This is a genomic window from Desulforamulus aeronauticus DSM 10349, from assembly GCF_900142375.1.
Taxonomy (GTDB): Bacteria; Bacillota; Desulfotomaculia; order Desulfotomaculales; family Desulfotomaculaceae; genus Desulfotomaculum; species Desulfotomaculum aeronauticum.
The window spans coordinates 1-20,931 of the sequence record NZ_FRAR01000023.1 but is presented as its reverse complement, the minus strand read 5'-3'; the positions used below and the strand labels follow the sequence as shown (position 1 = coordinate 20,931).

Here is a 20,931-nt window from a genome sequence, read left to right as displayed (position 1 = left end):
AACAAATGACTACAAGTAAAACGAAATTGTGTGAATTTATATTATTTTTCACAATCTGTGTTATATGTTTTGGGTATATTGGTTTATTTACACGATACAGATATATTCCGGCTATTGCTGCTTTGATAATAATAATATTTATGTTCATTGCGCATCAATATCCAATTAGAAAAAATAATAAATTATGGGGGCTTACGTTAATATATATAACGGTGAGCATGGTGTTTTTTAATATTGGCACGGGGTATCAATATATTATCATATTCGTGCTGGGGTTTTTGATACTTATGTTATGTAAGGATTATCGATTTTATTTAAAATTATTAAAACTACTTGAAATTATATCTTTTGTTTTTGCCATATCTACTATTGTAAATTCATTCTATCCTAATCTTATTATTAATGTTTTTGGGTATATGCTTACGTATACACAGCAAGTAACAATTATTACAAATATATCGCATGGTGGCTATCCTGGCTTGGCAGGTGAAGTTAGCTTTAATGTTTTTTGTATATCTGTTGGATTTTGCATTGCTGCAACTAGAGCCATTTTAAATGATGAGAAAAAAGCTTTAAATATTAGCAAATTATTATTAATGTTTTATGCGGTAATTCTGACGAATAAACGAAGTTTAATAATGATATTACCATTTGTCATGGTATGTGTGTTTATAATGGTTTCTTACAAAGGTAAAAGCAATGTAAGAAAAATTTTATTAATAATGATGATGTTTTTAATTCCAATTTTGCATGGGTTGTATTTAGGGGATATTATTGAACAATTATTAAATAAGGGTGGAACAACAGTTGCTCTAAGCAATAGAGAATGGTTTTGGAAAATAGCTTATGAAATGATTGAATCAAAACCATTGTTTGGTCATGGTATTAATACATATGATGTCTATTATAATTTATACAAAACAAAAGAAGATTATGTATATTTCGCAGGAGCTCATAACTCATATTTGCAGCTTATTGCCGAATTGGGATATGCTGGTGGTGGTATATATATTATAAGCATATTGTCATCATTGTATCAAACTTTTACAACATTTATTAAATCTATACGAAGAGGAAGTCATGAAGAACAAATGCTTATAACAGCATCTATTGGGATGCAATTAATTTGTATTGCTTACGCGATGTCAGAAAACCCGTTTTATCAACCGCAACAGTTATTTGTATATTTTTTGTTTGTTGGCCTAGCTATGAATGTAAAAAGACAACAAATGAAGAGTAGAAAGGAAGCTTTTTATGAAAATACTAATTGTAAATCTATTTGATATAAATCGTCTTCCGCCGGTTAGGAACCTTATAGAGATATTATTAGCACATGGGCATAAGGTTACGGTTATAACTTATGATAATCTAGGTACATATGTTAATTCTCAAAGAGATAATCTTGAATATATATTTTTGGTTGATACTTCTGCCAAAAAAAAAGCTTATAAAGCAGTTGATTTTTTTATACGAAAAAAGAAAATAAGAAATATGGTCGAGGAAAAAATGAGAGTTCATGATATCATCTGGACAACGACTGACAGAACGGTACGTGAACTTGGGAAAATTCTTTTAAAATACAAACATGTCATGCAACTAATGGAACTGATTGAGGATATGCCTCTATTTCCTTATCAAAAATTTTTTAAAGCTCATCTGAACATATACGGACAGCGTGCGTTTAGAGTGGTGGTTCCGGAATATAACCGTGCACATATTTTGAAGACTTGGTGGGATTTGAAAAAAACTCCTTGTGTTCTTCCGAATAAGCCATATGGTATAGAAATTGATAATCCTTCAAGAGAAATAATGCAGTTGACTGAAACAATTAAGAACGAGAAAAAGAAAATCATTCTTTATCAAGGTTTTTTTGGTAAAGATAGAAACTTAGATATGTTTGCCCAATCAGTACAAAAGATAGAAGCTGAATATAAGCTATATATTATGGGATATGATAATGAAATTCGTAGAGAGCTTTGTGAAAAGTATAGTGAAATTGAATACATACCGTTTATAGCACCACCATACCATTTAGCCCTTACCCAATATGCATATATTGGTATATTGCCCTATGTGCCTGCCAAAAATCAAGGTCACAATTCGGAACTTAATGCTCTCTATTGTGCGCCAAATAAAATATATGAATACAGCGCATTTGGCTTACCTATGATTGGTACAGATGTTCCTGGACTTGCATACCCTTTCCAAAAATATGGGATTGGTGTTTGCTGTAAGGAGCTAACTGTAGAAGCCATACTTAACGCTATTAAGGTTATTGAAAAAAATTATGAAAGCATGAGTGATCAGTGCCATAGATTTTACGAAGACACAGATATGGATTATTTGGTTGAACATATTATTTCAGAATAAAAGCAATAATACCATTTTATTGTGTGTTTACCAATAATAACTCCAGTTGTAATGTATTTTAATTGATATTAAATCCTTGGCTACGCTGCTATTAGATGATCTGTTCCTGTACCATATTGATGACTTCTTCTTTAAATTGTTTAGAATCGGGTTTTATTATACCACCCTTATGGTATTCATTAATTAGTTAACGTATATACAGGAAGAGATGATCCATATTTACATAAACCGATTAAAACAAATGTTTCAGTCCACCTTGCTAAAAAATGGATTGTGGCTATACGCGTTACAATTTTTTCAAGTTGTTATTCCATTAATTACACTTCCATACATTACTCGTGTACTAGGAGCCGAAAAGTATGGTGCATTTTGTATTGCACTAAATATTATAGCTTATTTTGAAGTGGTTGTTGAATATGGCTTTAATTTGTCCGGTTCAAGAAAAGTTGCACTTGCCAATAAAAAAGACATTGATGGTATTTATTCTAGTATCATGCTTGCCAAGGGATTACTTTGTCTACTTTCTTTCATAGGAATGGGAATATTTTTATTCTTTTTTGATTACACATTGCAGCAACAAAAGTATATGTTGATTCTTTTTTTGCTTGTTTGTGGAATTGCCATCCAACAGACATGGTTGTTTCAAGGACTTCAGAAAATGAAGTTTATTACCATCTCGACGGTGATTGCCAGAACGCTTTCTGTAATTGCAATTTTTTGTTTTGTCAAAACAGAAAATGATATTAGCTTGTATTGTCTCCTGTATTCTAGTACACACATAATATCTGGTGTTATAAGTGCTATTATTAGTAGAGTTTGTTTTAATGTAAAATTTCGTTTTGTGGGGTTTTGTTGTATTTTAAGTGAGCTCAAGGATGGGCTGAGTTTATTCCTTACATCAGCAATGTCTAAGGTTATGACCGGAATAGGTGTTACTATTTTAGGATTTGTGGCAACTGAAACTGATGTTGGTATTTATTCTGCTATTCAAAAAATTCCATTAATAATGATTGTTGCTTATCGCCCAATTGGACAAATTTTATATCCATATATTAGCAAGCAGTTTTCTGTTAACTATAAGAATGGGATATCGGTCGTAATAAAGGCCTTTATAATAGTTGGTGTTGTCTTTGGTTTGCTATGTCTGATTATAATGGTTAATGCACAGTCTATTGTGAGTATTATGTTTGGAAAAGAGTATCTATCTGAACTAAACTGTATTTATCCGCTTACTATATGGTCATTATTAAGCATAATTAATAATGTTATAGGTATTCAGACACTTGTCGCCAGTGGATATAAAAAACAATATACTCAAGCTTTTACCATAAGTGCAGTATCAGTTTTGATTTTTAATGTATTGTTTGGAATCAAATATAGCATATATGGAGTTGCATACGCTACATTAGCATCAGAAGTAATTTTGACCTTATGTATGTTGTTCTATTTAAAGGAGATAAGAAAGAAAGCCATAACATTCGGAGTGAATGTATGAGCTTTTTTGAATAGATTTTTAAGAATATTTCTCGAAATGTGAAACCGGAGACATTGTAATATTCTACAATGATAAGGGGTGAAAATTGCAAAAATATGGAATTAAGGCTAGTCTTTACGGAACAAGGTAACAAAGGTATTTGATATACTTTCTGCTAATGGAATAAGTTGAAATAGTGTGTAGTTTATCAAGGTTTACACATAGACTTTTTGAGTTAATTACAAAGGGGGATTCTGCAGAATCATCGAATTGAAGACATGCTAAATCTCTGTTAAGTTAAAATTTAAAAATAACAGACTTACAACCGTGTCCAGCAAAGCATCGTTACTTAACAAAAGGTGTAATGGTGTTTGCTGTTTATTATTATAAGCTAGTTAGTTCTGTCGAATTTTGATATATAAAGTCGAACTTTATATGTGTTTTACAAAAAAAACATCTGCTAATTTAAATTTGGAGCTTGATAAATAATATTGCCAATATTATGAAGGATTTAGGTTATATATGTCGTATTTTTCCAAGAGCAATGTAGTATAAAGGAGACATTTACTTGAATGACGACAGAATGGAAGTAAGGGACGACTTTGAGGTCATTGATTTAAGGGATATCTGGCGTATTCTAAAAAAGGGCAAGTGGTTATTAATATCTCTGCCATTAATCGCGATGATAGTCAGTGGAATTATTAGCTTTTTTGTCCTTACCCCTCGTTATGAGGCTTCTACTACCTTAATGGTTGGGAAAACTTATGAAGGCCAGAATGCAATGATGGTGCAGTATAACGATATTCTTACGGCTAATCAACTAGTTAAAACCTATAGTCAGCTTGCTAAGAGTCGTTCGGTGGTAGAAAAGGTTATTGAGTTTGAAAAGTTAAATGTAACACATGAGCAATTAAGTAAAAATATTGATGTGAAACCCGTTAAGGATACCCAACTAATTCAAATTACTGTGGAAGATACGAATCCTGAGCGGGCGGCTATGCTGGCGAATACTACTGCGGCGGTGTTTATGGGTAAAGTTGTTGAAATTATGAAGGTCGGTAATGTTAATATCATTGACAATGCGGTAGCCCCAGAGAGTCCTGTTAAACCGAACAAGAAATTAAATATTGTAGTTGCTGGTGTGATTGGGCTGATGATAGCACTAGGTCTGGTATTTTTATTGGAGTTTTTAGATCGGACAATTAAGAATGGGGATGACGTACAACGGCATTTGGGTTTACCAGTACTGGGAGTTATTCCGAAAATGGACAAAAGGGGCTAAACAAATGACTAGAAGTAACCTAGTAGTCATAGAGGATCCTAAATCACCAATTGCTGAGGCGTATCGTATCGCTCGAACCAATATTCAGTTTGCGGCTGTTGATAAGGAGCTAAAAACATTACTAATTACAAGTTCTGGGCCTGCGGAAGGAAAATCCACCACTGTTGCTAACATTGGAGCCGCCTTTGCTCAATCGGGTAAAAGTGTAATTATTATTGACGCGGATCTGAGAAAACCTACCCAGCACAAGGTATGGGAGATTGATAATTTCCGTGGCATAACCAATGTTTTACTGGGGGATGCAGAAATTGATAGTGTTTTGCAAAAAACTCCTATAGATAACTTGCAAGTTAGTACAACTGGACCTATCCCACCAAACCCCGCGGAATTATTGGGTTCCCAAAGGATGTCCAACCTTTTGGCTAGGTTTAAAGAGTATGCGGATATTATTATTATCGATACTCCACCAGTTATTGCCGTAACCGATGCGGCGTTACTGGCACCGCAGGTTGATGGTGTAGTGTTGGTGGTTGCCTCTGGACAGGCTAAGATTGAGGCGGCGCAGAGGTCAAAGCAAATGCTTGTTAATGGTAGAGCAAGAATACTTGGCACCATTCTAAACATGGTTGATGAAGATACTGAGGATTATTACTACTACTATTACTATGGTGAAGGTAGTGGCGACAAAAAGAGCCGCAAAGGGAAAAATAAAGTAGCCACTTTATAATTGGCTAGAAGAGAGGGAAACAATTTGTTAAGAAAAAAGACATTAGCCTTAACCCTATCATGCATTATTTCTGGACAAGTATTATTGGCTCCGATGGCCGGGGCTATAACTGTGGATGAAGCTGTAAATAATCTTATTGAAAAAAATAGTACCTACGAAAATTTAGTAACTAATCAATTAAACCTAGACAAAAATGAGGCAGATAGCTTTGTCCGTGGTGTTGTAAAAGATTTGAATTTGGATACTAGCAAGCTAAATGATCAAGATTATATTAATCAAATTAAAAATAAGGTAACTTCCGAAGCCTTAAAAAATCCAGCTATCACTAACGCAATTACAGATGTCATAAAGAATCAAGGTTATGATGCGGCAAAAAATGCTGCTAGAGATCTAGCAAATGCAATCATTAAAGAACTAAAAACCACTACCCTTGCCACTGGTGGAGCGGGCGGTGGTGGTGGTGGTGACGTATCTAAGGAAGAGTTTAAGATTACCTTTAGTGGCACCACTGCAGAAGTGAGCTCCGGCAGCAAGCAGTATATAAATGTTTCAGGTCCGCAGCTTAAGGATTTACAAAATCGCAGCAAGGTATTAACCATGCACTTTGAGGATACAAATCTCTCCTTTACTAATGAAGCACTGAACATTAGCGAATTAATTGGACAAGAAAAAACTATGCTTCAAGTGCAGCTTAAAAAAGTAAGCCCTTCTGAAAGCCAAAAACTAATGATAACTCCCGAAGGAAATAAATATAAAGTTGTTGGAAATGTTTATGGTCTTAAAGCTATGCAAATAGATAGTTCTGAAAATGTTAGTGATATTACTTCATTTAAGGGTAAAGTGACTATCTCTCTGCCGGTACCAGTGGGCAGCAAGGAAAGTGCAGACCAAGGTGACTTAAAGGCTTACGTATATAACGAAAAGTCTGCTACTTGGGAATTGGTTGGTGGAACCTATAATTCAGCAAAGAATGAAATGTCTTTTGAGACGAACCATTTTAGCGTATATGCCTTGTTAGAGAAAGTTGCTCAAGAGGACGTGGCCAATAAGCTTGTAGCCAATAGGTTTAACGATATAAATGGTCACTGGGCAGCAAGCGATATTGAATATATGGCCAATAAAGGATATGTCAAGGGAATTGGTGAGGGTAATTTTGGACCCGAGCAGTCTGTAACTAGAGCGGAATTTGCTGCTATGTTGGTGAATGTGTTAGGAATCACGGAGCAAGGGGGCATCAGCTTTAAGGATGTTCCGGCAGACTCCTGGTTTCACAATAGTGTGGCTAAGGTTTACAAAGCTGGGCTTGCTAAAGGAAAAGGGGCAGACACCTTCGATCCCCAAGCGTCTATAACTCGCCAGGAGATGGCAGCTATGCTGAGTAATGCTTTAAAGTATCAAGGAAAGCAAAGTAGTGGAGATGTTTCACAATTATCCTTGTTCCAGGATAATCAATTAATTGATGATTGGGCCAAGCAAGCTGTGGCCGATGTTTTGGCCAGTAAAATTATCAATGGTAAACCGAGCGCCCAGGGAGTTATGTTTGCACCGCAGGATCGAGCAACCAGAGCGGAAGCGGTGGTTATGTTAAGGAACCTTTTAGACAAGTAAATAAACCAATTTATTATATTTTAAGTGTCTGGGGGTGTGAGGGAGTAGTTTATCTTAGTTATTAATAATTAGAGGGAGGTTATAAAAAAGTGAAAAGAAGTTGGATATCATTAATTTTGTCTTTGTCATTATTATTGTCAATGGTAGGCTATGCCTTTGCGGCTGGCTTCTCGGATTTGCAAGGCCATTGGGCCGAGAATCAGATTAATCAGTGGGCTAACAAGGGTTTAACCGGTGGTTATGAAGATGGTACTTTTAAGCCCAATAATGGAGTTACTAGAGCAGAATTTGTGGCACTGGTTAACCGTGCTTTTGCCATACCTGCCAGCAATGCTGTGGATAGTTTTGCGGATGTTAAAAATGGTCAATGGTTTTATGGTGAAGTAGCAAAAGCCAAGACTGCCGGATATATTGGTGGCTATAGTGATGGTACTTTTAGACCAGACCAAACCATTTCTCGTCAGGAAGTAGCCAGTGTTTTAGTACGGCTTTTAAAATTGCAGCCAACCAGCGAAGGAACTAACCAATTTGCTGATTCGGGGCAGATTCAGGATTGGTCTCGTCCGGGAATTGGGGCAGTGGTAAACAGCGGTTTAATGAAAGGTTTCCCTGATAATACGTTCCAGCCTTTAAAGAGTATTACCAGGGCGGAAGCTGTAGTTGCTTTAGATAGAGCATTATCAACAAAACAAGTAGTTGGTACCGGTGGTATAGAAGGAACCGTTACCATGAACGGTAAGACTGTGCAAGATGCAGTTGTACGTGTCTTTGAGGCGGATAGTTTTGCCGTATTAAAAGAGGCGAAAACTGCTGCCAATGGAACTTTTAAACTTGATCTAACAGCAGGAAGTTATGATATTACAGCAGTTACAGAGAATCAAGTAGCTTTCAAAAGTGATGTAAAAGTTGCCGGGGATAAGCTTTCTACAGTGGCTTTGAATATGGAAGAGGCTACTGTAATCAGTGGTACCTTAAAGGATAAAGATGGTAGGGAGGTTAAAAAAGCAACCCTAGCCTTTACCACCAACCCTACTTTTATTACTACCACGGACAGTGATGGTAAATTCACCCTACCTGTATTGGCCAATCGCACTTATACAGTGCGGGCTTACAACCCTGAAAAAAGCAGTGATGCACCTGATGTAGTAACTAGCAGTCTTCAGGTAGGTTCCGCTGGCAAACAAAATATTAATACCTTAGATGCTCACTTTGTCGTTAGCAATAGCAGTGGCGGCGGTGGTAGCAGTGGCGGTGGTGGCGGCGGAAGCACGGGGCCTGTTGTAATTGACAAGGAAGTTACCTTGGGTGTGCCTGTTTCCCTTGGTAAGATTGACAAAGAAACTAAAGTAAAAGTTACAGTCAAAATGGCAGGTAAGGATGTTGCTTTTGACATTGTTATTCCGGTAACAGGTACAACCTGCAACCTAGAAGTAAAAGTAATTCCAGATGGAGTCCCGGTTCCCGACAGTGGTGTACCCTTTTTAGGATTAGACATTGCTCTGGTAGGGGCGGAAGGTAAAGAGGTTACCATAGCCCTGCCATTACCCAGTGGCTTAAATAGTGATACTGTGGCAGCGTATCACTATAATTCAAGTACTGGTTTGTGGGATTTTAGGACAGCTTCGATAGTAGACGGTAAAGTTGTATTCAAAACCACCTTAAGCCCTGTGGCGGTTTCTAAAAAAGTAGCTGTACCTACTGGTTTAAGGGCTACTAAGATTACATCCGATAGCATCACATTAGCCTGGGATGCAGTGGTAGATGCAACCAAGTATCTGGTTTATGAAGGCAACAAATTCATTGGTGAAACAAAGGAAACCAGCTATACTCACAGCAATTTGGCAGCGGGTTATAAATACACCTATACGGTTGTCGCTTGTACTGAGAAAAGGTTTACTTCTGCAAAATCCGCCCCAAAGACAATTACGACTACATCAATAACTATTCCTGGCAATAACCTGCTGGAAATTCTGCATGCAGTGGAAGCAGCCTTAGATAACATTAGCTCTGAAGATTGGGATACTTTAAAAAGCCAACGCGATAAACTTTCTGGTAAGACAAAAGAAGAAATTTTAGAAGCATTTAAAAGCACTGGCTTAGCTAAAGCTTTTGAGAGTGTGATAAACTCTTCAATAGGTAGCGAACAACAGGCTAGGGTCACCATAGCTATAATCAGAAGTGTTGCTGAACTAAGCAAAGACACTGACTATGCAAACAAAAAAGCGGTTATTGACAAGGTAAAGGATTTAAAAGACACTTATAAAACTGAAATTGAAAGACTTGTAAACTTTGTAAAGAATGATGTAACCAAGCAGGATATTTCTAATTATTTGTTAGAGCTGTCTGATGGGATTCTGTCTGGGAAATATCAAATTAGTGGTAACTATGAGGTTGCTTTGTATAATGCGGCTTTGGCGGAATTAGATAGCCATCCTAAACTTAAAGATGGAGCAGTGAAAGCCTACGATAAAATCAAAGCAAAGATTATTCAGGGTGACAGCGTCTTTAAGAAAGAGCTTAAGGACATCATTGAAAATCTTGAATTTGAAGATCTTAACGGCGATAATATTGATCTAGCGATTTTTGTAGTAAAAGACAAAGGTAATGCTGAGTATCAAGATGCCATAGAGTTCATGAATAAGCTCCTGGAGATTAGCGAGATATTTATACCCACTCAATCATAAGTTGCTTTAGGTAAACACGATCTTCAAAATAGACCCTGTCTAACAAGACGGGGTCTACTTTTCAGGGGGGCAAATTGAGTTGATAGATATTCATTGCCATATTTTAGATTCCCTAGATGATGGACCGCAGGATATGGAAGTAAGTTTGCAAATGGCTAGAAATGCAGTGCAGGATGGAATAACTAAAGTTATTGCCACCCCTCACTGCATTCCCGAAATTTACTTTAATGAAAAGCAAGCGGTTATAGAAAAGGTAGAAGTCCTACAGGAAAGACTAGACGACGTAGGGATTCCTTTGCGGGTTTTGCCAGGCATGGAAGTGCATCTTTCACTGGATGTCCCGCAAAGATTGATTAGTGGTAGTGCATTGACCCTTGGTGATAAGGGTGTCTATGTGTTATTGGAACTGCCTATGAACTCAGTACCTAACTACGCTGGACAGGTACTATTTGAAATTATGTTGCAAGGTATTAAACCCGTTATTGCGCACCCTGAGCGAAATAAGGAAATAATAGAAAGTCCGAAGAAGTTGCAATTATTAATTGAAAAAGGTTGCTTGGTGCAGGTTACTTCTGGCAGCTTAACGGGGTTTTTTGGTAGTAGCATTCAACAGTTAACAGAGGAATTTATCCGCTTAGGGTGGGTAGATTTTATCGCTTCGGATGCTCACGATCTTAGGAAAAGACCCATTATGCTGGAGAAAGCTAGGCTAGCCGCTGCTGGGTTGATCGGTGAGGAAGGGGCCTGGGGATTAGTAAGCGGTAACCCGGAAAGGGTTATTAACGGAGAAGTTATACGAAAAAAAGAGATACTGCCGTATCAATTCCGTGGGATAAAAGGTAAAACAAAGAAAAAGAAGAGTTTTTGGTTAGGTTTAAGTGCACTCTTTAAAGGTTAGAAACGTGGAGGATAAAAGGGGGCATAGTTATTAAAAAACTCACTATTATTCTAGCTGTAGTAGGGCTGATTGTTTTTGCTGGTTATATGGCCTTTGACAAATACTTTTTAAACAGGCAATCTGATCTAGACGGAAAAAGCAAAGAAGAGCAAAAGCAGGCTATATTAAATAATGAAGAATTTAAAGATTTTCCGGAAGTAATTGAATTAAAGAAACAGGTAGAAGAGACCGATAAAGAAATTATTGCGGGAACCAATGATCAAAATAAAAATTCAGAAGCTGAGGGTGTAGACCGACCATCTCAAGCTAAAATAGAAGCGGATTTAAATCAAAAGCTAACTAGTCTGCAAAATGATTATAATAGTAAAATAGCTGGCCTAGTAAATTCGGCTAAAAAAGAATTAGACTCCAAGCAAAAGGGTGGTTCAAAGAAAGAACTAGTACAAAAATATATTGGTTTGTCTGAATCGTTGGAGTCTCAATGTGATGCACGAGTTTATGCAGCTATTAATTTTGCGGAGAATGAGCTGAGTAAATACGGTTATCAAAGCAGTGTACCGGCTCAAGCCAAGACAGTATACCAACAAACCAAGAAGGATAGACGGATGCATCTCTTAAGTAAGTTATAATTTTATATTACCTGTTCTGAAGGGGGAGAAGTTTTGGAATTGCATTTTAGTGTTCTGTCTAGCTTTTTCTCTGTGAAAAAAAAGGAGAAGACCCAAGGACATGAAAAAATTGAACGGTTAAAAAGCCAGTTAGAACAAGAGGGTTACCAGCCCTCTGAGGTGGAGCATTTTATTAAGGAAGCTCTAGGTTCGGCTAAGCTGAGTGATCTGGATGCCAAGGAGCTAAATGGAGTTATTGAAAAATTAAAGAATCAACTTGAGCTAGCTAGAAAATGTAAAAACCTATTTAAATAGATTTCTTAGCAATAAAAGAAGGGGTAATTTCAGTACCCCTTCTTTTATATTCTATAGGTGAGTTGGTGAGCTTTTTAAAAAGTATATTACTTGTTATATGAAATACTTCCTGTTTCTTGAATTTGGATAAGAATAGTGCATAATTACTTCACCAGTACACCAAGCTAAAAGTGCATTCTTACTGAAAATTCACTGCAAGTCCATATTACACCAATTGATCTGTGGTATAATAGCTACGGAGTGGAGGGGTTTTTATGTCCTTCTCGGCAGTAACCAAAAACGAACTGGCTAGGATTGTGGACAGCAAGAATTGCTGTCGGTTGGCGGAACTGGCGGCGCTAATTAAAATGGATGGCAGTGTGCAAATCAGCGGTCTAAAGAAACTCTCCTTAAATATTGTGACCGAAAATGCTGCGGTGGCCCGTAAAATATTTAAACTGCTGAAAAATCTGTTTGGTCTTAGCACTGAGATCTTGGTGCGGCGCAAAGCCAGACTCCGCAAAAACAATGTTTATCTGGTGCGAATTCCTTCTCAGCCAGGCATGGAAGAGATCTTACAAGCCCTGGGTATTACCGAGGGCGGCTTTGCCTTTAGTGAAGAGGGCATTGTACCGGATTTAGTGAAAAAGGATTGCTGTCGTAAGGCATATCTGCGGGGAGCCTTCTTAGGGGGTGGTTCTGTGAACAACCCCGAGGGCACCTATCATTTGGAAATTATTACCGACAACGTAAAGCACGCACAGGATCTGGCAGAGTTAATGCAATCCTTTAACCTACCTGCTAAAGTAAGCCCACGAAAAAATTGGTATGTGGTTTACCTAAAGGGCAGTGAACAGATTGTTGAGTGTCTTAACCATATGGGTGCTCACTCCGCCTTGCTGGATTTTGAAAATGCTCGTATCTATAAGGATATGCGCAACCAGGTAAATCGCCTGGTCAATTGTGAAACTGCTAACTTACAGAAGACTGTCAGTGCAGCGGTGAGGCAGTTGGAGAATATTAAATACTTGGCTGACACCCTGGGATTGGCAAAACTGCCAAAACCCCTGCGGGAGGCGGCGGAGTTACGACTAAACAACCCCGATGCCAGCCTTAAGGAATTGGGAGAAATGTGGGACCCTCCGGTGGGAAAATCCGGAGTTAATCACCGTATGCGTAAGCTGGAACTACTGGCGGACAAGTTGCGGGCAAGGAAGGCAGGCCATGAATATACAGAAACTTGATGCTGAATTAAGGCAAAAAACAGCGGCCGCCGTAGGTCAAGCCTTTACCAAGTACCGGCACCGAGAGGAAGCTGCTCCTTCCCCACCAGGTGCAGCCATTACCTTTCTGGGAACCGGGGGTAACCCGGAAGCCGTACTTAGCCAAATTCCCCGTACCGCAGGATTTTATCTGGAGATAGATGGGTTGCGCTTGTATGTGGACCCTGGCCCCGGTGCGGTGGTACGAGCTCAGGAGGCAGGTATCGATCTGGGGATGTTGGATGGGATTTTTGTCTCTCACGGCCATTTGGACCACTATGCAGGTACAGAGGCCCTTATTGAAGGTATGTGCTGGGGGATGTATTGCCGACGGGGTTTGTTAATGGCCCCAGGGCAGATATTGGAGCGAGAGCACCTATTAAGCCGCTATCATCAGGGTAGGAATAGTGATCTTGGTTACAAGGGTGGCCCCAGTGTTATAACCCTGGAGGCACACCAACCCATTCAGCTAAAAGGTCTTACCCTTACCCCGATACCGGTACATCATGCTGGGGAAAATTATGGCTTTATTTTGGATACAGGAAATCTCAAGGTGGGCTATACCAGTGATACCAATTATATTCAGAGCTATTTAACACCGACAGGGATTCAGGATTTGTCCCGGAAGGGGCCCATCATGGATCTCACAGAAGTGGTGGAGTATCGCCGGGACATCAAGGACCTTTTTGGCCAGGTGGATGTGTTAATTGCTAATGTTACGGGTCACAATATTTATGCTAACAGGCATATTACCACCCTGGGCTTAGCACACTTGTTACAAGGAAGTAAGGTAAAACTTTGTTTTATTACTCATTTTAATCACTGCTGCCTCTGGCCCGAAGATTTGCGTCCGGCTATGGCTACGTTTGTAGAACACACCAGTGGCACCCGAACTCTTTATGCGAAGGATGGATTTTCTTATGATATCCTTGCTAATATTACATAAATATTCTAAGCTGAAAAAGGTTAATCTACGGGAGAGTGATGGAACTTGCGCATGGACTTTGGGCTTCATCTAGAGCAAACTCAAAAATTAATTATGACGCCGGAGCTTCGCCAGGCCATCACGGTTTTGCAGTTGTCTTCCGTTGAGCTGACTGAATATGTGGAGCAGCAGGTGATGGAGAACCCTCTGTTGGAAGTGAAGGAGCACGATCCCGAGCGACAGGAGGATTCCCCCCCCCCAGATAAAAAAGAACAAGATTTAGAGTGGATAGAGTATTTTCAGGACCGCAGTGACTTAGGTCTTTCCCCCAATCGGGGACAAAGGGAAATCATTGAACAGCCAAACTACGAACAGTTTGTTACCCAGGCACCAACCCTGGCAGAGTACTTGAACTTTCAACTTAGTTTAATTAGTGTTTCGCCGGATATTAAGAAATTTGTGCAGTACCTCATTGGTAATTTGGATGCCAGAGGGTATGTGGGGATTAGCCTGGAGGAAGCATCTGAACAACTGGCTGTAGGGCAGGAAAAACTAGAAGAGTCCTTAAAAATATTACAGAGCTTTGACCCGCCGGGAGTGGGTGCCCGAAATTTACAAGAGTGTCTAACCATTCAGGTGAATCTCTTGCCAGAAGAGCATCCCATCGTCAGGAGGCTGATTGACGATTTTCTACCGGATTTGGCCAGTGGTCGCTTGTCCAAAATTGCTGCTAAACTAAACGTCTCTCCCCAGGAGATACAAAAAGCGGCAGATATTGTGAAAACCTTAGAACCCAAACCGGGCCGAAATTTTAGTCAACAGAATGATACCCGATATATCATTCCCGATGTAGTGGTGGAAAAGGTAGAAGGGGAGTATGTCATCTTAGTTAATGATGTAGCCGTACCTCGGTTGACCATTAACAACACCTATCGCAATGTGCTAGCCAAAAATAGTAGTGCAGATCAGAATACTAGGCAGTTTGTTGAGGAAAAATTAAATGCAGCGGCCTGGTTAATCCGTAGTATTGAACAACGTCGTCTCACCCTGTATAAAGTGGCCAATTGCCTGGTGGAATTGCAGCGAGACTTTCTGGAACACGGTGTTAAACAGTTGAAACCCCTTAATTTGAGAAAGGTGGCCGATATCGTTGGTGTGCACGAGTCCACCGTCAGCCGAGCTACCTCTAACAAATATATTCAAACACCCCAGGGGGTTTTTGAAATGAAATATTTCTTTTCCACCGGCCTCAGTGGCACCAGCGGTAACCAAGTATCCGCAGAAAGCCTTAAAAAGATACTTCAGGAAATCGTTCAAGGAGAGGATCCCGCCACCCCCCTCAGCGATCAAAAGATTACGGAATTATTTGATCAAAGGGGAGTTAAAATTTCCCGTCGTACAGTTACCAAGTACCGGGATGAGTTGGGGATTCCTTCTACCACGAGAAGGAAAAGATATTAGCCAAAAAAATTGCTGTTCCAGCAGGGATATTTGGTTAAATGTTGAAACCTTTAGGGTAATAAGACATACAATTTAATAAGGACTAAGGCCATTGTGACATACTATACTTTCTGAAGGAGTGGATTTATAAAAATGGCACCGATTAAAGTGGGTATCAACGGTTTTGGACGTATTGGACGAAACGTATTACGTTGCGCCATTGAACGGGGAGAATTTGAGGTAGCTCTGGTAAACCACAAATCCCGCCGTCTGGATTTTAGGGCCATTAATGATTTAACCTACGCTCAGACTCTGGCTCACCTGTTAAAATATGATTCGGTTCATGGTATCCTGAATGCAGATATTTCTGCTACAGAGGATACCATTATCATCAATGGCAAAGAAATTAAGGTTTATGCCGAGGCAGATCCTGCTAAACTTCCCTGGGGCGAGATGGGTGTAGATGTGGTTATTGAATCCACCGGTAGATTTACCAAGGGACCGGATGCCGCTAAACACATCCAGGCAGGCGCAAAAAAGGTCATTATAAGTGCCCCCGGTAAAGAAGTAGACGGCACCTTTGTGATGGGGGTAAACGATAACCAGTATGATCATGCCAAACACCACATTATCTCCAATGCTTCTTGCACCACCAACTGTTTAGCTCCGGTGGCCAAAGTGCTGCACGATAACTTTGGCATCGTTAAGGGACTTATGACCACGGTGCACTCCTATACCAACGACCAGCAAATTCTGGATTTACCGCATAAAGATTTACGTCGGGCCAGAGCTGCCGGGATGTCCATTATTCCTACTACCACCGGTGCCGCCAAAGCGGTTGCGTTGGTTCTCCCGGAATTGAAGGGCAAACTGAACGGTTTTTCTATGCGGGTTCCCACCCCCAACGTGTCTGTTGTAGATTTAGTGGTGGAACTAACCAAGTCGACCACGGCTGAAGAAATTAACCAAACCTTAAAGAATGCTGCCGAGGGCGACCTCAAGGGAATTATAGAATATAATCCGCTGCCACTGGTATCCAAAGACTTTAACGGCAACCCCCATTCCTCCATCGTGGATGGACTCTCCACCATGGTCATGGATGGCAATATGGCCAAAGTGGTAGCTTGGTATGATAACGAGTGGGGTTATTCCAACCGTGTGCTAGACCTAGCCATTTTGGTAGCAGAAAAGGGGCTGTAAAAGGATGCAAAAAAAGTCCGTTAAGGACATTGATGTTACGGGAAAACGGGTCTTTGTTCGGGTTGATTTCAACGTTCCCTTGAATGGAGACGTTATTACTGATGATACCAGAATCCAAAAAGCGTTACCCACCATACAATACTTGATGGAGCAGGGGGCTAAGGTTATTTTAGCTTCCCACCTGGGACGTCCCAAGGGTGAAGTGGTAGAAAAATACCGCCTTACTCCGGTGGCTAAAAGACTCTCCGAGCTGCTAGGTAAAGAGGTTGGTAAGGTGAATGATTCTGTGGGAGCTGAACCGGAGCTTGCCATTGCCAATATGAGAAATGGTGATGTGTTGCTGCTGGAAAATGTTCGCTTCCACGGGGCAGAGACCAAAAACGATGAAAAGTATGCCCGGCAGTTGGCGGAACTGGCAGATATCTTTGTCAACGATGCCTTTGGTGCTGCTCACCGGGCCCACGCTTCCACTGCCGGGATTGCAGAATACCTGCCGGCGGTAGCGGGCTTCCTAATGGAAAAGGAACTGGAGAATCTGGGTAAAGCCGTGACCAACCCGGAACGACCCTTTGTGGCCATCATCGGGGGAGCCAAAGTCTCTGACAAAATTGGTGTTATTGAGAACCTGTTGGGCAAGGTGAATACTTTAATCATTGGCGGCGGTATGGCCAACACCTTTATGAAAGCCCAGGGCTATACCACTGGTAAATCTCTGGTGGAACCGGACAAAGTAGAATTGGCTAAAGAGCTCATTGAAAAGGCCAAGTCAAGCCAAGTGGCGTTACTACTGCCCACCGATGCTGTGGTGGCCCTGGCTATGGAACCCACCGCGCAGCAAAAGGTGGTGCCAGTGACCGAGATCCCCGAGGATTGGATGGTGCTGGATATCGGTCCCGCATCCGCTGCTACCTTTGCAGCAGCAGTGAAGCAGGCTGCCACCGTGGTGTGGAATGGTCCGATGGGTGTTTTTGAGATGGATGCCTTTGCTAAGGGCACTGAAGCAGTAGCCCGGGCTTTGGCCGAGTCCAACGCGACCACCATCGTAGGGGGTGGGGATTCCGTGGCGGCGGTCAATAAAGTGGGAGTTGCTGATAAGATCAGTCATATCTCCACCGGTGGCGGTGCTTCTCTGGAATTCCTCGAAGGCAAAGTGTTGCCCGGCGTTGCCGCCCTGCAGGACAAATAATTGAGAATCATATAGCCCTTAAAAGGTGAGAAGGCTGCCCTTCTCACTTTCCGTATGTAAAAGGAGGTTCAGGATGTATGAGACAGATCATCATTGCGGGTAACTGGAAAATGCATAAAACAGTGTCCGAAGCGGTAAGCTTTGTCCAGGAACTAAAACAAAAGGATCTAAACCCTGCGGTGGAAGTAGTGGTATGCCCACCCTTTACTGCGCTCGCTCCGGTAGCGGAAGCTTTAAAGGGCAGTTCCATTGCCCTGGCAGCCCAAAACATGCACTGGGAGAACCAGGGGGCCTACACCGGTGAGATTTCCCCGGTAATGCTTAAGGAGTTAGGTTGTAAATATGTTGTTTTGGGCCACTCCGAAAGACGCCAGTATTTTGGTGAGACTGACGAGACCGTTAATAAGAAGGTAAAGGCTGCCTTGGCGGCAGCGATCATCCCCATTGTGTGCGTGGGTGAGACGCTGGAACAACGGGAAGCGGGTACTACCGAACAAATCGTTGCCACTCAGACTAAAGGTGGACTTCAGGGATTAACCGCGGAGCAGGTGGCAAGCTTGGTGATTGCCTATGAACCAGTTTGGGCCATTGGTACCGGTAAAACCGCCTCGGATGAAGATGCACAACAGGTCAATCAGTATATCCGGCAAGTGGTCGCCAGTGAATTTGGTCATACCACTGCCGAAGCTGTTCGCATTCAGTATGGCGGCAGTGTGAAAGCTGGTAATGCCCAAGGGTTGATGTCCCAACCCGATATCGACGGTGGTTTAGTGGGTGGTGCCAGCCTTACAGTAGACGATTTTGTGGGTATCATCGAGAATTCATAGTAACCTCGAATAAGGAGGTTCATACCTGTGAGCCAGCAAAGAAATCCTTTGGCCTTAATTGTGCTTGATGGCTGGGGGTTACGTCAGGAGACAGATGGCAATGCCATTGCCCAGGCGGAGACGCCCCAGATAAAGGAGTATTTAGCGAACTATCCCTACACCACCCTGAAATGTTCTGGGGAGGAAGTAGGATTACCAGAAGGGCAAATGGGTAACTCTGAGGTAGGGCATTTAAATATTGGTGCCGGGCGGGTGGTCTACCAGGAACTAACTCGGATTACCAAAGCCATTAAAGATGGCGACTTTTTTGAAAACCCGGAATTGCTAAATGCTGTGCAGAATGTTAAGGAAAAGAATACCTCCTTACATATCATGGGCCTGTTGTCCGATGGTGGTGTCCATAGCCACATTCGCCATATTTTTGCTATTCTTAAATTAGCCGCTGATCAGGGTTTGCAAAGAGTCTATTTTCATGCCTTTTTAGATGGCCGAGATGTCCCTCCGGCCAGCGCCAAGGTCTATATGCGGGCCTTGCTGGCCAAGATGAAACAGATTGGCGTGGGCCAAGTTGCCACAGTCAGTGGTCGCTATTACGCCATGGATCGGGATCGTCGCTGGGAACGTACCGAACTGGCCTACCGGGCGTTGGTATATGCCGAGGGGATACAGGCTAACTCCCCCTTAGAGGCCATTGATATTGGTTATGAGCGGGGCGAAACGGACGAATTTATCAAACCCACCGTTGTCACCGATGATCATAAACAACCGGTGGCTAAAGTTAGTGAAGGGGATGCTCTGATTTTTATTAATTTCCGGCCAGATCGTGCCAGACAGATTACCCGTTCCTTTGTGGATGACGATTTTACAAGCTTTGAGCGGGGACAAGGGAAGCCGAAGGTGCATTTTGTCTGTATGACAGTCTATGATAAAACCATTGAAGCCCCGGTGGCCTTCCCCCCTCATAAACTGGCGAATACCCTGGGAGAATGGCTTAGTAAACAGGGTTTGAAACAACTGAGACTGGCGGAGACCGAAAAGTATGCCCATGTTACCTTTTTCTTCAATGGCGGTGTGGAAGCCCCTAATCCTAATGAGGAACGGGTGCTTATTCCCTCCCCCAAGGTGGCTACCTATGATTTAAAACCGGAAATGTCCGCCTATGAGGTGGCAGATGCCTTTATTGAGAATCTGAATAAAGGGCATTTTGATGTACTTATCACCAATTTTGCCAACCCGGATATGGTAGGACACACCGGAGACATGGACGCCACTAAAATTGCCATTGAAACGGTGGATAAATGCCTGGGAAAAATTGTTTCCGCTATGTTGGAGAAATCCGGTACTATGCTTATTACCGCCGATCATGGTAATGCTGAAAAAATGCGGGATGAAAAGGGCGGCCCCTTTACCGCTCACACCACAGACCCAGTTCCTTTCGTGGTAGTGGGAGAAGCCTATAAACAAGCAAAGCTCAAAGAAGATGGCAGCCTACAAGACATCGCTCCCACCATGCTGGATATTTTGGGCCTGCCGAAGCCCCCAGAGATGACAGGGGAGAGTCTTTTGCTTAAGGGATAATAAGAAACCAACCACACAGGAGGTATAAACCTATGACCATCATTAGCGATGTTTTTGCCCGGGAAATACTGGACTCCCGTGGCAATCCAACCCTGGAAGCTGAAGTTTGGCTGGAAGACGGTACCGTCGGCAGAGCCGCTGTACCCTCCGGAGCCTCCACCGGCGCCTACGAAGCAGTAGAACTGCGGGATGGCGACAAAGGCCGCTACCTGGGTAAAGGCGTTATCCAAGCCGTTGAAAACGTTAACGAAATCATCAGCCCGGAACTCATTGGTATGGACGCTACCGACCAAATTGGCATTGACCAACTCATGATAGAACTAGACGGCACTCCGAACAAAGGAAAACTGGGCGCTAATGCCATCCTGGGAGTCTCCCTGGCTGTAGCCAAAGCGGCTGCCAACTACCTTGGACTGCCCCTCTACCAATACATCGGCGGAGTCAACGCCAAAGAACTGCCGGTACCGATGATGAACATCCTCAACGGCGGAGCCCATGCCGACAACAACGTGGACATCCAAGAATTCATGGTGCTGCCGGTAGGGGCAGACAGCTTCTCCGAAGGCCT

The 20,931-nt window shown here is 41.7% G+C and carries 18 protein-coding genes; all 18 read left to right on the top strand.

What is annotated here, in order from left to right; all coding sequences use genetic code 11:
• Positions 1 to 5 precede the first annotated feature (5 nt).
• Positions 6 to 1,283 carry an O-antigen ligase family protein gene (locus BUA78_RS14710; protein WP_084082450.1) on the top strand — a complete coding sequence of 426 codons (1,278 nt, stop codon included), beginning with the start codon at positions 6 to 8 and terminating at the stop codon, positions 1,281 to 1,283.
• The gene (locus tag BUA78_RS20495; protein ID WP_207650507.1) at positions 1,255 to 2,370 is read left to right on the top strand and encodes a glycosyltransferase family 4 protein; all 1,116 of its coding nucleotides are present in this window, start codon (positions 1,255 to 1,257) and stop codon (positions 2,368 to 2,370) included. Before BUA78_RS14710 ends, BUA78_RS20495 begins: the two co-directional genes overlap by 29 nt.
• Positions 2,371 to 2,578: 208 nt before the next feature.
• Positions 2,579 to 3,865 (top strand): flippase, encoded by a 1,287-nt coding sequence (locus BUA78_RS14700; protein ID WP_072915999.1) that lies wholly within the window; start codon positions 2,579 to 2,581, stop codon positions 3,863 to 3,865.
• 547 nt (positions 3,866 to 4,412) lie between these two features.
• A complete protein-coding gene (locus BUA78_RS14695) occupies positions 4,413 to 5,126 on the top strand; it encodes a YveK family protein (protein WP_084082449.1) in 714 nt (237 codons plus the stop codon).
• Positions 5,127 to 5,130: 4 nt separating this feature from the next.
• Positions 5,131 to 5,853 (top strand): CpsD/CapB family tyrosine-protein kinase, encoded by a 723-nt coding sequence (locus tag BUA78_RS14690; protein ID WP_072915997.1) that lies wholly within the window; start codon positions 5,131 to 5,133, stop codon positions 5,851 to 5,853.
• A 24-nt stretch (positions 5,854 to 5,877) separates the two neighbouring features.
• Positions 5,878 to 7,461, top strand: a complete 1,584-nt coding sequence (locus BUA78_RS14685; protein ID WP_072915994.1) for an S-layer homology domain-containing protein — start codon at positions 5,878 to 5,880, stop codon at positions 7,459 to 7,461.
• Between the two features lie 89 nt (positions 7,462 to 7,550).
• Positions 7,551 to 10,145 (top strand): S-layer homology domain-containing protein, encoded by a 2,595-nt coding sequence (locus BUA78_RS14680; protein ID WP_072915992.1) that lies wholly within the window; start codon positions 7,551 to 7,553, stop codon positions 10,143 to 10,145.
• Positions 10,146 to 10,224: 79 nt separating this feature from the next.
• Positions 10,225 to 11,043 carry a tyrosine-protein phosphatase gene (locus BUA78_RS14675; RefSeq protein ID WP_084082448.1) on the top strand — a complete coding sequence of 273 codons (819 nt, stop codon included), beginning with the start codon at positions 10,225 to 10,227 and terminating at the stop codon, positions 11,041 to 11,043.
• Positions 11,044 to 11,129: 86 nt separating this feature from the next.
• Complete coding sequence (locus tag BUA78_RS14670; RefSeq protein WP_072915988.1) at positions 11,130 to 11,672, top strand: hypothetical protein; 543 nt, start codon at positions 11,130 to 11,132, stop codon at positions 11,670 to 11,672.
• A 33-nt stretch (positions 11,673 to 11,705) separates the two neighbouring features.
• Positions 11,706 to 11,966 (top strand): hypothetical protein, encoded by a 261-nt coding sequence (locus BUA78_RS14665; protein ID WP_072915985.1) that lies wholly within the window; start codon positions 11,706 to 11,708, stop codon positions 11,964 to 11,966.
• Positions 11,967 to 12,220: 254 nt separating this feature from the next.
• Positions 12,221 to 13,189: a DNA-binding protein WhiA gene (gene whiA, locus BUA78_RS14660; protein ID WP_072915983.1), complete on the top strand. Its 969-nt coding sequence runs from the start codon at positions 12,221 to 12,223 to the stop codon at positions 13,187 to 13,189.
• Complete coding sequence (locus BUA78_RS14655; RefSeq protein WP_072915980.1) at positions 13,170 to 14,153, top strand: MBL fold metallo-hydrolase; 984 nt, start codon at positions 13,170 to 13,172, stop codon at positions 14,151 to 14,153. Before whiA ends, BUA78_RS14655 begins: the two co-directional genes overlap by 20 nt.
• Positions 14,154 to 14,198: 45 nt before the next feature.
• A complete protein-coding gene (gene rpoN, locus BUA78_RS14650; RefSeq protein WP_072915978.1) occupies positions 14,199 to 15,593 on the top strand; it encodes an RNA polymerase factor sigma-54 in 1,395 nt (464 codons plus the stop codon).
• A gap of 132 nt (positions 15,594 to 15,725) precedes the next feature.
• On the top strand, positions 15,726 to 16,772 hold the full coding sequence (gene gap, locus BUA78_RS14645) for a type I glyceraldehyde-3-phosphate dehydrogenase (RefSeq protein WP_072915975.1): 1,047 nt from the start codon (positions 15,726 to 15,728) through the stop codon (positions 16,770 to 16,772).
• A gap of 4 nt (positions 16,773 to 16,776) precedes the next feature.
• Positions 16,777 to 17,958, top strand: a complete 1,182-nt coding sequence (locus BUA78_RS14640; RefSeq protein WP_072915973.1) for a phosphoglycerate kinase — start codon at positions 16,777 to 16,779, stop codon at positions 17,956 to 17,958.
• A gap of 77 nt (positions 17,959 to 18,035) precedes the next feature.
• Positions 18,036 to 18,785 (top strand): triose-phosphate isomerase, encoded by a 750-nt coding sequence (gene tpiA / locus BUA78_RS14635; protein ID WP_072915971.1) that lies wholly within the window; start codon positions 18,036 to 18,038, stop codon positions 18,783 to 18,785.
• 27 nt (positions 18,786 to 18,812) lie between these two features.
• Positions 18,813 to 20,363, top strand: coding sequence for a 2,3-bisphosphoglycerate-independent phosphoglycerate mutase (gene gpmI / locus BUA78_RS14630; RefSeq protein WP_072915969.1), 1,551 nt, complete (start codon positions 18,813 to 18,815; stop codon positions 20,361 to 20,363).
• A gap of 32 nt (positions 20,364 to 20,395) precedes the next feature.
• A partial coding sequence (gene eno / locus BUA78_RS14625; RefSeq protein ID WP_420795514.1) for a phosphopyruvate hydratase occupies positions 20,396 to 20,931 on the top strand: 536 nt, incomplete at its 3' end.

What these genes read in the sequence shown, in the direction of transcription:
- BUA78_RS14710 (WP_084082450.1), top strand. Translation starts at nt 6, where the DNA reads ATGACTACAAGTAAAACGAAATTGTGTGAATTTATATTATTTTTCACA.
- BUA78_RS20495 (WP_207650507.1), top strand. Translation starts at nt 1,255, where the DNA reads ATGAAAATACTAATTGTAAATCTATTTGATATAAATCGTCTTCCGCCG.
- BUA78_RS14700 (WP_072915999.1), top strand. Translation starts at nt 2,579, where the DNA reads ATGATCCATATTTACATAAACCGATTAAAACAAATGTTTCAGTCCACC.
- BUA78_RS14690 (WP_072915997.1), top strand. Translation starts at nt 5,131, where the DNA reads ATGACTAGAAGTAACCTAGTAGTCATAGAGGATCCTAAATCACCAATT.
- BUA78_RS14670 (WP_072915988.1), top strand. Translation starts at nt 11,130, where the DNA reads ATGGCCTTTGACAAATACTTTTTAAACAGGCAATCTGATCTAGACGGA.
- whiA (WP_072915983.1), top strand. Translation starts at nt 12,221, where the DNA reads ATGTCCTTCTCGGCAGTAACCAAAAACGAACTGGCTAGGATTGTGGAC.
- BUA78_RS14655 (WP_072915980.1), top strand. Translation starts at nt 13,170, where the DNA reads ATGAATATACAGAAACTTGATGCTGAATTAAGGCAAAAAACAGCGGCC.
- gap (WP_072915975.1), top strand. Translation starts at nt 15,726, where the DNA reads ATGGCACCGATTAAAGTGGGTATCAACGGTTTTGGACGTATTGGACGA.
- BUA78_RS14640 (WP_072915973.1), top strand. Translation starts at nt 16,777, where the DNA reads ATGCAAAAAAAGTCCGTTAAGGACATTGATGTTACGGGAAAACGGGTC.
- tpiA (WP_072915971.1), top strand. Translation starts at nt 18,036, where the DNA reads ATGAGACAGATCATCATTGCGGGTAACTGGAAAATGCATAAAACAGTG.